This window comes from Niallia sp. M35 (genome assembly GCF_050971705.1).
In the GTDB taxonomy this organism is placed as follows: Bacteria; Bacillota; Bacilli; order Bacillales; family Cytobacillaceae; genus Niallia; species Niallia circulans_A.
The window spans coordinates 36,313-50,054 of sequence record NZ_JBPCEP010000021.1 but is presented as its reverse complement, the minus strand read 5'-3'; the positions used below and the strand labels follow the sequence as shown (position 1 = coordinate 50,054).

General features: G+C 33.1%; 8 protein-coding genes and 1 pseudogene. 8 read left to right on the top strand and 1 reads right to left on the bottom strand.

The window, feature by feature from the left end; genetic code table 11:
• Window positions 1-7: 7 nt before the first annotated feature.
• The 3 genes and pseudogenes from NiCM35_RS23485 (at window position 8) to trxB (ending at window position 2,427) form a co-directional block, all read left to right on the top strand.
• Window positions 8-157 carry an SHOCT domain-containing protein gene (locus NiCM35_RS23485; protein WP_019380829.1) on the top strand — a complete coding sequence of 50 codons (150 nt, stop codon included), beginning with the start codon at window positions 8-10 and terminating at the stop codon, window positions 155-157.
• Window positions 158-362: 205 nt separating this feature from the next.
• A complete protein-coding gene (locus NiCM35_RS23480) occupies window positions 363-1,307 on the top strand; it encodes an MFS transporter (protein ID WP_371471656.1) in 945 nt (314 codons plus the stop codon).
• A 168-nt stretch (window positions 1,308-1,475) separates the two neighbouring features.
• Window positions 1,476-2,427, top strand: a pseudogene (gene trxB / locus NiCM35_RS23475) (thioredoxin-disulfide reductase).
• A gap of 949 nt (window positions 2,428-3,376) precedes the next feature.
• On the opposite strand, the gene NiCM35_RS23470 reads toward trxB, so the two are convergent.
• A complete protein-coding gene (locus tag NiCM35_RS23470; protein ID WP_016204248.1) occupies window positions 3,377-4,711 on the bottom strand; it encodes a hypothetical protein in 1,335 nt (444 codons plus the stop codon).
• A gap of 849 nt (window positions 4,712-5,560) precedes the next feature.
• Here NiCM35_RS23470 and NiCM35_RS23465 point away from each other — a divergent pair.
• From NiCM35_RS23465 to NiCM35_RS23445, 5 genes are all read left to right on the top strand, one after another.
• Complete coding sequence (locus NiCM35_RS23465) at window positions 5,561-5,944, top strand: pilin (protein ID WP_016204246.1); 384 nt, start codon at window positions 5,561-5,563, stop codon at window positions 5,942-5,944.
• Between the two features lie 68 nt (window positions 5,945-6,012).
• Window positions 6,013-6,363 carry a PrgI family mobile element protein gene (locus NiCM35_RS23460; RefSeq protein WP_016204245.1) on the top strand — a complete coding sequence of 117 codons (351 nt, stop codon included), beginning with the start codon at window positions 6,013-6,015 and terminating at the stop codon, window positions 6,361-6,363.
• A 1-nt stretch (window position 6,364) separates the two neighbouring features.
• Window positions 6,365-7,273, top strand: a complete 909-nt coding sequence (locus NiCM35_RS23455; protein ID WP_016204244.1) for a hypothetical protein — start codon at window positions 6,365-6,367, stop codon at window positions 7,271-7,273.
• A complete protein-coding gene (locus NiCM35_RS23450; RefSeq protein ID WP_047944562.1) occupies window positions 7,221-9,335 on the top strand; it encodes a VirB4 family type IV secretion system protein in 2,115 nt (704 codons plus the stop codon). Before NiCM35_RS23455 ends, NiCM35_RS23450 begins: the two co-directional genes overlap by 53 nt.
• Before the next feature lie 20 nt (window positions 9,336-9,355).
• On the top strand, window positions 9,356-13,738 hold the full coding sequence (locus tag NiCM35_RS23445; protein ID WP_053215801.1) for a hypothetical protein: 4,383 nt from the start codon (window positions 9,356-9,358) through the stop codon (window positions 13,736-13,738).
• Window positions 13,739-13,742 lie beyond the last annotated feature (4 nt).

Genomic DNA, 13,742 nt, shown 5'->3' with positions numbered 1-13,742 from the left:
AATACAAGTGGAAAATACAATGGAGAATATAATGTTTTATGGTATGGGTGGATTAATTATGACCATTTTTTGGGTAGTTATTTTTGTTGGTGGAGGCTATTTTGTATACACATTCATGAAAAATAAAGAAAACGGACATGAAGATAACACAAAATAGTCGTGAAATGAGTGAATTGATAATGAAAAATCCTATTTTTATTGTTTTATTTATGAATACCGTCTTCTCAGGTGTGTTAGCTTTTTCAAACTTATATATAAACATTTTTTTATGGAATCAAGGAGCAAGTCTTTCTACTATAGGAGTATACAATGCCTCGGTTTTTGTATCTGTGTTCATAGGAACAATGATAGGGGCATATACGATGAGGTGGATGAATAGTCGAATGACGTTTGTTTTATCTTCTTCCTTTCTACTAGCGGTGTTCGGATTACTCATAAGTAAAGAAGAGAATGTAATAGGATATATTATCATTTTAGGTACTTTATATGGTACAGCTGTAGGATTGTATTATTCTGGATTTAATCTTTATTCAATATTATTAACCAACCCTGAAAATAGGCAACTTTTTATGGGGATGGAGCAAGGTATGAACCGGATCACCGCAGTCTTAACACCATTAATATTTTCTTATTTAATTCTTTATTATGATTATAATGAAACATTTCGATTAATATTTGTTATGTTGATTATTCAAGTGATTATAAGTTTATTTACACCAAAATATAAAAGCAACTTCAATATTTCATCCTTACGGTATAAAGATATATGGAAGGAGTATAAAGCTGTTCTCGTTTCTATAGTGGCTTTTGGTTTCTTTCAAAGTATAATTCAACTCGCATCCAGCATTCTCTTATTTCAATATGTTCAGAAGGAAACGATTGTTGGATGGTTAAACACATTATTTGCAATTACAGGAATCTTAACACTTGTTTTCATAAGCCGTCCACGACTTGTAAAAAGTAGAATGAAGGTAACGTATGTAGGTGCTATATTAGCGACCGTCATGACTATTTTTTTATTTTTCCCGAGTTTTTCAACATTGATTATTTTTAATGTATTGGCAGCAATTGCTTTACCTCTAATATGGATCCCGGTTAGTGTTATTCATTATACAAAGATTAAGGAGCTAGCTTGCGAGTCAGAGGTGGATTGTGATATTGGATTAACGGCTCACTATCTGTTAATTAGGGAGTTTATGCTCAATGTGGGGCGTACTTCCTTTTATTTATTCCTTATTATGGGGCTAGATTTTACACAGGGATATCATTACATACCAATCTTTTTATTTTCTTTGGTTATCCACTAGTAATATATATATGTAATAAAGGTCTGTTTAGAGAACTAGGTTAATTGTTATGGAATTGCTAGTGTAGTAACTCTTCCTACCTTTTAGTTTTATTTTACTCCTTGGGTAAATAAAGAAAAGATGGGATAAGATAATCGTAAAATATTAAAATCAGTGGAGGATATAATCGTGGAAAAAGTCGTTATTTTAGGAACGGGTCCTGCAGGTTTAACAGCTGCTATTTATTTAGCAAGAGCAAATATGAAACCAATTGTTATAGAAGGAGATCAACCAGGCGGCCAATTAACACTAACAACTGAAGTTGAAAACTTTCCTGGTTTTATTAATGGCATTATGGGACCAGAACTCATGGATAATATGAGAAAACAAGCAGAACGTTTTGGAGCTGAGTTTAAAAGAGGATGGGTAACTAACGTTGATTTTTCGAAAAAACCGTATACCTTACAAGTAAACGGAAAAGCAGAAATTGTAACAGAGTCTCTCATCCTTTCAACAGGTGCTTCAGCTAAACTTTTAAATATTCCTGGAGAGAAGGAAAACATCGGGCGAGGAGTGAGTACCTGTGCAACCTGCGATGGATTCTTCTTTAGAGGAAAAAAGGTAATTATTGTAGGCGGTGGGGACTCTGCGATGGAGGAAGCAAGTTTTTTAACTAAATTTGCAAATGAAGTCATTATCGTGCATAGAAGGACTGAACTCCGAGCCTCAAAAATTATGCAGGACCGCGCAAGAGAAAATACAAAGATTACTTGGGAATTAAATAAAACACCTATCGAAGTTTTGGCAGGAGGGAATGGCGTTACAGGTTTAAAAGTGAAGAATAATGAGTCTGGAGAAGATGAAGTGATACAAACAGATGGGATATTTGTAGCGATTGGACATACACCTAATACCGGTTTTTTAAATGGTCAAATTGAAACCGATGAAACGGGTTATATCAATGTTAAGTCTGGAACAACAGAAACGAATATTCCTGGAGTTTTTGCATGTGGGGATGTTCAAGATAAAAAATACCGGCAAGCCATTACAGCCGCAGGTACAGGTTGTATGGCAGAATCTAGATGCAGAAAGGTACGTAGAAGGTAGTGCTGTTCACGACTGGAGTAAAACATTTAGTTGAGTGGATAGTAAAAAACATTACAAAAAGTAGAAAAAACGAGATTGAATCTCGTTTTTTTAATTAGAAGTTCGTTAAATTATGTTAAGTCCAATTTCTATTTCCTTAATCTCCATAAACATCTACTTTTTCTACACTAGTTTGTAGTAATGGTTCAGCGCCTTGGGGTGGAATTGAATCAATAGTATCCCTAATGTTTTGAATCGACTTCTCAGGTTTTTGCTTCTGTATTAACATCGGCAATAATTTTTTCCATTCAGTCCTTTCCTTTTCTTCGTTAAGGTCTTCTATTTCGATTAATCCAGCAGTATATGCTTCTTTTTATGGGCGAAGTTTTACTCCAAGAGGGGGAGCTTCATAATGGATTGTTTCACGTCATTAAATTCGTAGGGCAAAAAAGAGTATCGGTAAAAAAGAATGTATTATTGATCGAGACAAATGCAGATTAGAGACAAGCAATTTTTTCCCATGATATGGTGAATATAGTATAAAGAGGGAAAGCTCTAAATAAAAAAAGTAAAGAAAGGTCCTTTAATTATACATAGAATTTCTTTACTGCACAGTACAAAAATACTGTTCAACAAGAAAATTATATTCTACAATCAGGCGCTTTAATTGAGAAATGAAAAAAGCCTAGTTTCTTCACAGTTAATTGAGAAATTAGGCTTTTTGATATTGAAATTTCCTTAACGTTGTAAATCCGCATTTTCCTGACGCTACCCCTCTTTGGGGAATAAGTCAATACCCTAGGGGAAAATAAACCATATATCATCATAAGGATAAAGAAGGGGTAATCGTCAGGAAAATAGGTTTAGCTTTGCAAAACCGCATTTTCCTGACGCTACCCCATGCTATGAGAAGAAAATTTTAATACTCGCATTTTTTTACTTTATTTGATGTAAAAACTTTGCTTCAATACACCTTCTAGTGAGCACAGTTTATGGTTTTATTATTACATATCAAAACTCCATGATCCTTGTACGACACCAAAAAGCAATAAAAATTCGAGTGAACTAGTAACTTGATGGGAATAAATTTTCTTGCTACCAGTTGGGTAATTCATATAAAATTCATGACTTGGTGCTCTATCATGTTTTCCATAAGCAATAAATGATTTATTAGAAAGTTGAGCAACATAATTATAATCAATTTTAGGAGCAGAAATTTTTGGAACACCCACTGCATGATTCACAGCCCACATTAAGTCATTAGTTTTAACTCTATGTTTAAGTAATTTAATTCCACTATCCGATGCAGTTCCAAGAGATTTTGGTGATGAACAGCTTGAAGCAGTACAATAATGTGATTTTGAAACACTTTTCCATAAGGTTACTGCTGCTGGTTGACTTAACATTGCATATACTCTAGCTTCTGTTCTGTATTTGTCAGAATAAGCAGTAGGATTTGATCTATTATCTCCTTTTAAGTAAGGATAGTCATCATTAGTTAAAACATTTGGATTTTTAACTGACTTGAATGGTATATAAGTCCTGTAATCAAATGAAAACTCATTTGATTTAGGAATTGCTTTTGTACCAATAGTGCCGCTACCCTTTGCCTTTTCAAAGATAGGATCCATAATTGGATCTTCAGTCAATGACTCTTCCTCTACGGATGGTATTGCTACTAGGGTAGATATTGAGCCATCATATTCAAACATTTCATCAGTTAATACTATTTTTTCTTTTATTGCTTCATTTTTTATTAAATCTGCAGTTTCTTCAGAAACAACATTATTAATTTTTAGCATGTAATTGTATTCTTTGCCACTCTCTACATTAGTATCAACATAATGTAGATCTGTTGTCTCAGCGATTTTTACATTATTTTTGAATATTTCATAAACATTATCTTCATCTGGAAGTTTAGGCCATTGTATAGTTACTGAATTAGAGGTGACGATAGTTTCTAATCTTGTATTTTGAACTATGCTATCAATATATTCCTCTTTTTCTGCGGTATTCATAGATGTTGGTTCAAAAATATTATGTTTATTATCAGCCGCTTTAACAGAGAGTACCTCGTTTAGTTTACCATTTGAATAGACTCCTATTTTATATTTTTGTGATTGATCAATATAGTCTGTATATTTATTGTTTGTACCACTATATTCTAACTGGTCGTCTTTGTATATTTTATAGTATTCGTTCTTTTTAGGGCTTAACTCTAAGATCACCTTATTATCATTTGTTTTAACAGTTACATCATTGTCAGCGCTAACAATTAAGGGAGACATAGCAAATCCTAAGGCTATAATTGAAGTAAAAATAATCTTTTTTTTATACATTTTTTCCTCCTTTTATTTTTTAAATTTTCATTACAAACCTATATATGTATAGTAGTAATGCTATAATTAATTGTAACAATATACATCTATACTATATATAGGTATAACTTACTAATATTGGAATTAGGAGGAGGTACTATGTTTATCATGAAATTAATAAACAACTTTTTTATCAGACTATTAATTTGTTCTGTTTCTTCAGCTTTTTTTCTTGCTCTTTTTTTGTTTTACTTTATTAACACGGTTCCATTTTCTATTTTCGACTCTTTTGATTTAGCTTCATTCTTGTTATTTTTTACAATTTTTAGTTTAATCTATCTAGTATTAGGAGCGCCCATTCAATTTTTCTTTAGAAAGTCCCTAAATAATTCCTATATTAAAAATTTTGTATTATTTTTTATATTAGGTTTTATAGTTAATTTGATTTTCTATCCGCTTGCTACCGATCTAAATCCCAAATTTTACTTAGACCAAAATTTTTATTATATGATCATCTCTAGTAGTGTAATATTTTGGTTGAATGATTTAATTTTCCTAAGAATTAATCACGAGAAATTAAAATTCTAAAATCATATTAATAAATATATCAAGAGCAGCATTATCTAGTATTTCTTCTAATAGTTTTACTTTCTGATGTTTTAAATTAAAGTTGGGTTTCGTATCAGTATATTTTTTGGCTAAAATACCTTGACCATATTTCTTGTTTTTATTATGATAAGGTTACAAGTGAAAAAACAACGGGAAGTCCCCGAGAATTCTATGGCATTGTACATAAGTACAATCTTCCATAGTCTTTTCGGGGACTTTTTTTATTGGTTTTTCCTTGATTTAAAAGGAGGGATTTTAAGAATGAAGACAGGGGCAATCAAAAGAGTAAAAGGGTTAAATGATATTCCTTTTTACCTAGGGGCACTGATACTAACCTATCTTTACTTATTTGTTCCAGAGTCTGCATTAGCAGCATGGAAAAAAGCTGGAATCACCAGTCAAGGGAATGTAAAAGACAGTAAGATATATACCCAGTTAAATAACGTTGTATATCTTATCACAGGAATCGGTGCAATATGGGCACTAGCTTGTATTATCTTTGCTGGAATGAAGTTATCAGGCTCACAAGGGAATCCACAAAATAGAACACAAGGTTTTATTGGTCTTGCAATGGCGGGTATCGGAGTCTTTGTTATTGTACAAGCAAAAGTAATAGCTGGTTATTTTGCAGGATTTGGAGCTTAAATATTGATTTGAAACCCCTCTATCGTACTTTACATTGAGGGGTTCATTTCTAGGAGGGAAATTATTAAATGAGTCGAAGAGCTGAGGTTCCAATAGATATGGCATCTGAACAAAAAACTATTTTGGGATTCATCTCAATTAGACAATTGATTTATCTAGGAGCAGCAGGGTCAATAGTTTATGCATATATCCCAATGGTATACAAAATATTCTCAAGTGCCGGTGTTATTGTGGCATTGATAGCATGTGTATTTAGTGTTATTCCAACAGCAATTTTCGTAATTGTTTTTGGCTTTTTTAAAAAGAAAAATCTTCATTTAAACTTCGATCAGTACTTTTTAATAAAAATGAACATGAAAAAACAAAATGGCATATGGAGAAAAGGAACGTATCCAAAGAAATGGATGGTGAATAGTTAAAGTGGGAACTCTTTTGATTATGCTGCTCTTTGCAGTTGGTGCATATGTTTTCATGAAAATCATGCTGAAGGAACCGATTATCCCAGGTAGAGGAAAAAAAGCAACACCAATAAAGTTAAATAAGAAAAATAATGAAAAAGGGAAGAATAATCCTCTTCAGGCCGAAGAAGATCCAAGAATATTCGAAGAGTTATTCTCAGATGTAAAAGATATATCTAATCACCTTATTCATTATACTGATTATTCTTTTTCTATAATCGCTGAAGTAGACCCTGTTAACTATTTTCTTAAAAGCCAATTTGAACAAGAGGCAATTGATGTGACTTTTGAGAGTTGGACAGCAACACTTAATTATCCTGTAAGTGTTTATCTCCAAAATAGATTCGTTGATGTTTCGGAGCCTATTGAAGCAATGAATAAAGTAATGGAAGAATCCAAGGATTTAAATGAAGCTGCCCTTTCATTTGGAAAAGCGATGATTGCAGATATTGTTGAATGGCAAAAATCTGCACCAAGATTTGAAACTAAAATTTATATGATTTTCACTCATAAAATAAATGTTAACTCTATTAGCGCGGATTCTGAAGAAGAGTTAGAAGAAAAAATTGTAGATAAAGCTTTTGCTGAATTAATGAGAAGGGTTAATTCAGCAAGAAATCAATTGCGAAAAGCCGATATACATGTCTCTCTTTTACCAACAGAAGGTATTTATGAATTACTTTACTATACATTTAATCGTCGTAAAGCTGTAAAAAACCGATTTAAAGATTTGGTTAATCAAGAAAAGGATGCATTATATGTAACTGCAGATCAAACAGACTCTCATATTGACTTAGTAAAGGAGACGATTCAGGAATATGAAGATAATGAAAACGAAAGAGAGAGAGCAAGAGAAAAAGAAGCTAGCTAAAAAAAATACTAGTAAGAAAGCAAAAGGGAATAAAAATAAAAAAAGCAATGAAGTAAAAGATATAGATTATCAAATTGATACAAAACCAACAATGTGGGAAATTATTTCTCCGGAAGGCTTAAAAATTGAGTCGGAAGATTATGGGGTTATAAAGACATCATTAGGTACAAAAACATATTTTAGACCAATGTACATACCTCGAGATGGATATCCACGGAAAATGCAAACCAATTGGCTCAATTCCTTACTATCAAGTGGAGAGGTAGATGTATTTCTTGATATTCATAAAGTTGGTAAATCAGATGCAATCCGTACTCTTCAGCGACAAATTACAATGTTGGAATCTAACCTCTCCTTTCAAACGAAAAGAGGGAATATTGACCAAATTAATGATTTAACAGCAAAGATAAGAGATACAGACTTATTGATGTCTGAAATACAGTTTGGTGAAAATGATATGTTTAATGTTGGAACTTTGGCCATGTTATATGCAGAAAATGAGAAGCAATTAAACTATTTTAGTGAGTCTTTAGAGGATGAATTAAGTAGTTCTTTCTTTGGATTAACTAGTACATGGGGCAGGATCCAAAAGGGGTTCAAAAGTATCTTGCCCTTTGGAAAAAACCAAATACATGATTCTCTTAGAAATATAGATAGACGTGCTTTATCTACTTTCTCGCCTTTTATTTCTGGAAGTGGAAAGTACATGGGTGGAGTTCCTATTGGGATAAATAAAATTACTGATCAACTTGAATTTATAAATAGTTTCGGAAATGAAGATTTTCGACCTGATAATTATAATATGTTTATTTCTGGATTTTCTGGTAGCGGAAAGTCCGTTACTCTTAAACTCTTAATTGCAAGAGAACTTACCGGAGCAGATGTATATGCTAGATTAATAGATCCTGAAGGTGAATTTGTTAAAATTACAAAACGTTTAGGTGGAATTAATTTAAATATTAACGAAGAAGAAGATATCTGTATCAACCCTCTTGCATTAAACTATTCTGATATTCCCTTTGAAGATGGAGATGAAGAACTTAGTTTAATAGAAGAAAGCGACGAAAAGGAAATTATAGAAAAGGATGGGAAAATCTATATTCGATTTGTACCTATTCGAGAAAAAATCAATGAGGCAATCGATTTCTTTGACATTATATGTAGAGGTAAAAACCAAGAAGCTGAAGGTTTAGATGTCTTTGAAAGAAACTATTTGGAAGAAGCACTTCAGCATGTTATTCATAACAAATTAAACATAAATTCACACCCTGAATCCTTATTTGAAAACAATGTAAGAACTATCGATAATCATCTTGTTCAATCGAGGGTTAGAAAACCAGAACCAACAATAAGTGATGTTAATGAATACTTAATAACAAAATACGGCGAAGAACCAAGGGCGTTTCGCTTAATAGCTGCCATCAAACCATTCTTAAGAACTGGTAGTAAACCTATTTTTGATGGACAAACTTTTTTAGGAAAGGGAGTCACTCAATCATTAGAAAATGCTAGACTCGTAAATTTCAATATTAGTCAAATGGAAGAAGGCTTTTTAAGACCTATTGCTTATCATGTACTCCTTAACTATACATGGGAACACTTTGTTAAGAGTTTGGATAACGCAAAGAAAAAGAAATTTGTTTATGCCGATGAAGCTTGGACTTTAATAGATTCAGAGCAAACTGTTAACTTTCTTGAGAAAATGGCAAGACGTTCTCGTAAGCGGAACGCTGGTTTAAGACTTGCAAGTCAAGATTTTGTTCGTTTTGTTGAAAATAAGAAAGCTAGGGGGATCCTACAAAACACTTACTCTTTTATGTTTTTAAAACAAAGCAAATTGGATTTAAAAGCTATAAGAGAAAATTTTGATTTATCTGAAGGAGAAATTAACATTCTATTCGGTAATCCGGATAAAGGAGAAGGAATTCTCCGAGTCGGAAAATCATCTGTATGGTTACGAACGAATCCTAGTAAAGAAGAATTATTCTTTATTGAATCCAATGAAGCGGTTTATGAAGAAACAATGCAAAGACAAAAACAAAAAGCTAGTAGTTTTTATTAGGAAGGAGGCGTTATCTTGCTTTGAATAAAATCCAGGAACTTATATCCTCACTTTTTTCTGCTATGGGTGATTGGATAGCATCGCCTTTTAAAAGTCTCCCAACATTAAAGAATTTGATTTTTGGAGGGGATGAAAATTTAGCTTTCTTAACTTTTACAGAAAATGAAATTACTAAGGTTTACACTCCAGGAATGAATATTTTCACAGCCTTAGCAGTTACCGCTTTATTAATTAGTATTATTATGGCAGCAATGAAAATTTCATCGACCAGTATCAATCCATCTAATAGAACCTATGTAATTGAGTATTTTAAAGAATTATTATTAGTTTCAGTACTATTCGCAAACTTATACTCAATTTATGCCATTTTGTTTCTTACTAACCAGGCAATTGTCGGATTATTTGGATCTGATGTAGACTTGTTAAATTTAAAAAATGCTATAGAAATGTCTAAATATCCAGGTGGAGTGTTAGGTGTTTTAGCAATTACGATTGTAAAAGTCGGTCTTTGTATATGGGCTTATTTCTATTATTCAATGCGGAAATTTACACTTATGTTGTTGTTAATTACCGGTCCTTTGATGCTGGTATTTTTCTTAATTCCTCAAACAAAGTCCATTACAGTGGCATGGTTTAAAGAATTAGTAGGCACTATATTTGTTCAATCTATTCATGCAGCCGTTTATTTCATAATGGCTGTTATGGTTGGTGCAGCAAATCCGATTGAAGCAGTTATTCTAATGATTATCTTTATTCCAGTAACTGAATCTTTAAGAGCTTTAATAGGTCTTGGAGGAAAAATGAATGATGGCTTCTCAAAAGCAGCTGCTATGATGGGTGGGTCCGCTTTAGTTGGTATGTATGGAGCAGCTAAAGGGGCATTAGAAGGTACATCCGTTACAGATGCTATTAAAAGGGGATACCTTAATGCTAAAAACAAAGGTAAAGGTAACGGAAAAGACTCTGACAATGTATCATCAGAAGATAATGATACAGTAGGTGACATCAAAAAAACTCTTGCAGGAAATACAGGAACAGATACTGGGACTACTGCTAATGCTGAAAAAATGTTAAAGCCAGGAAACATTTTGTCTAGAAGTGGTAAAGCTGTATTTGGGGCTACTGGTGCCCTTGCTGGTTCTGCTCTTGGACCAATGGGTGTGCTAACTGGTTCAACAATTGGTTTTCATGCCGGCGGTGTTGCTGGTGGACTTGCAGGAAGAGTTGGTGGAGCAAGTGCTCAATTATTAGCAAACAGAGGTTCAGCTCTTTTAAAAAGTGGACTTAAAGGTTTTAAAGATATTAATAATGCTGATAAAGCAGCGGATGAACAACTAGCTAATACTATTGCTGATGAAAAAGCTACAGCATGGGCAAATGAAAATGAAGAAGGGTTCAGAAAAGACTTTAAAGAACGTTTCCCGGATGCCCATGAAGAAGCTGTGAATAAAGCTTGGGATAATGAAAAAGCTTCAAAAAAAGCAGGATTTTTAAATGAAGCAAGAGGAATGGTTGCGGGTATGAAAAGCAAAGAAGGGAAAAATGCTAATGCTTCTTCTTTAGTTAAAAACGCAACTAGTAATCTAACTAATAAATGGGCAGAGAAAAATAAAGAACCATTTATGAAGGAATATGATCAGAAAAATCCTCTTCCCGAAAATGCAAGTAAAGAGGAGATATCACGCCATCAAAATGCTCGTGAAAATGCATGGCAATCTCAATTAAAGGAAAAAGAAAGCTCGATACAAAATTTAGCGAGTGATGTTGCTAATGATATCGGAAATGGTGCTTCCCTAAATCATAGTTATATAAATAAAGAGGACTTTGAAAAAAGAATGGCCGAAAGAATGGCTGGTGGTATATCCCAAAAGGCTATTGCTAAAACAAGTACAAACCTTGCCAAAGATTGGGCTAAAGATAACAAAGATAACTTTATGAAAAATTATGATGAGAAAAATCCTTTACCTTTAAATGCGACTGCAGAACAAAAATCTGCACACTCAAATGCTAAAGCAGAAGCATGGAAAAATGAAATTGATAATAAACAGAAAAGTATAGCTAATGTTCTTGGCAATGGGAATTTGAAATTAAGAAATGGCCAAGAAAAAAATCAGCTATTTACTAATCAATTGGCAAAAGATATCGGTTCTATTATAGGTGTAAACGAAAACTCAGAAAAAATGGATCAAATAAGTGATCAACTTCATAATGTGTATTCACCTAATCCGATTTCTACCGCTACTCAATCATTAACATCCAGTTGGGCTAAAGATAATAAAGCTAGCTTTATGAAAAATTATGATAAATCTAATCCACTTCCAGATAATGCAACATCTGAAGTAAAAGCAAACCATGCTCAACAAAAACAGAATGCTTGGGATAACCAGGTACAACAAAAGCAACAAAAACTTGGAAATATTTTAACTAGCCAAAGTAACGCAATAATGAGTGGTAAAAATGTTCCACTAGAAAATGTTACAAAGTCAATTGCACAAGAACTAGGAATTAGTACTTCTGATAGTAGTAAAATGAATGCTATTTCATCACAAGTACAAACTGGATTGTCGTCAGTACAAGGTGCTAGTTCAAAAGTAAGCAATACTACTGAAGTATTAGCATCTAGTTGGGCAAAGAACAACAAACAAAATTTCATGAAAAATTATGATAAGTCTAATCCACTTCCTGCCAATGCAACTTCTGAAATGATAACGAGTCATAATCAACAAAAAGAAAAAGCATGGAATTCTGAGGTTCAACAAAAACAACAAAGTATTAGTAATATTATCCGAGATAATAGCAATGCTGTTCTTCATGGAACTCCTTCTCAAATTAGTAAAGTAACTTCAGCTATCGCAAAAGAAATGGGAATTAGTTCTAACAATACAGCTGGTATGAATGCTATTACTCAACAACTTCAAACAGGTATTTCATCACCATCGTTAGTTGATAAAGGGTTAAAATCAATTAGTTCTATTAATAATGTAAAAGATTCAATTGCATCTGTTAAAGGGACTTCCATGTACTCTGGTAAGGAAGTGAATGTTCCTTATGTTAATAATCAAATAGCAAGTATGAAAATAAATGAAGCTAGAGAGACCTTTGCGAATAATAGTAATCTACCACGCGCACAAGCGTATCAAAACTTTGATTCAAGTGGCAAAGCCCAAGAGATTACTTCGTCTGTTCAAAAGTCGATGCCTTCTAACATTCCATTAGGACAAAGAATTATTCAGAATTCAGCTGGACGTATTACAGCTGGACTAGGAAATGGATTAGTACAAGGTGTTGTTGGTGCCTCTGGTCTTAAAGAGGTAAGTCAATTTGTTGGAGATACCAAAATTGGTCATGCTACTAAATCATTTGGTAATGCAATGGCGACTTCATATATTGCTAAACAGCCAAATTTAACAAGCTTAACTGATAAAATGACGGCAGCTAAGGAAAGCTTAATTGATGGTAGTAAGGCTTTTACCAATGATTTTAAAACATATACTCCAAGTAATTTGGTAGAAAAGCAAGCGAAATTCCGAAACGCTGTTGCTTATGCTGGTGGTATGGTTGCAGGAGTTGGGGGTTATCAAGTGATGGCTAAATATGCCGCTCCAAGTATGAGCAACTCAAAGGCTTTTGGTCTAAAAGGTTTTAATCCATATAATAATGCAGTTAATAAACAAATAAAAGAAATTTCTGATGTTGCACATATGGCTCAAACAGTTACTTTAGATAATGGCCAAACTGAAATTGCACAAGGGGCTATTCAAATGGTAACTGATAATAAGAATACAGTTGTCCAAGTTAGGGATAAAACTGGTCAAACTCATGTAGTTTCGCGTATGGCTTCAGGTCACTCTGGACTGAAAAATAACCAAGTGGTTTATCAAGATTTAACTGTTAGGGACGGTCAATTATTATCCGCAAGTTCTTCCTACTCTTTAGACAGTGGAGGTGGTAAAGTACCAGCACCTAAAATTAATGTAAATCCAAACCAGTTATTTACCAATAGAAACACTAGTAAGACTCCAAGAGTAGTACAAGAGGTTCAAAGCTACAATCAATTAGTCGATAGTGGACAGTATTACATGAAAGATGCTTTAAACGAAATGGAAAACATCAAAATGGTCATTGATCATAATAGAAGTTATATGACTGGTACTAGAAATGGAACGACTTATCGTATTTCTCCTTACGGTCCAGGGGATGCAAGAGTTCAAAATGATAAAACAATAACTGCTAATTGTGAAGTACGAAATAAAAAATTAATTCCTTCTTTTAGTGATAGTGACTTTACAACTTCACTTAAACCCGAAGATTTAATGGCATATGCTGTACCAAATAAACGTAATTTTGCAAGAAAGCAATTAGAAATGCATAGAAATAAGGCATTTACTAGTTCTTTAAGGTGATAAG

Coding starts and splice junctions, on each gene's coding strand:
- NiCM35_RS23470 (WP_016204248.1), bottom strand. CDS start 4,711: ATGTATAAAAAAAAGATTATTTTTACTTCAATTATAGCCTTAGGATTT.
- NiCM35_RS23465 (WP_016204246.1), top strand. CDS start 5,561: ATGAAGACAGGGGCAATCAAAAGAGTAAAAGGGTTAAATGATATTCCT.
- NiCM35_RS23460 (WP_016204245.1), top strand. CDS start 6,013: ATGAGTCGAAGAGCTGAGGTTCCAATAGATATGGCATCTGAACAAAAA.
- NiCM35_RS23450 (WP_047944562.1), top strand. CDS start 7,221: ATGAAGATAATGAAAACGAAAGAGAGAGAGCAAGAGAAAAAGAAGCTA.
- NiCM35_RS23480 (WP_371471656.1), top strand. CDS start 363: ATGAGGTGGATGAATAGTCGAATGACGTTTGTTTTATCTTCTTCCTTT.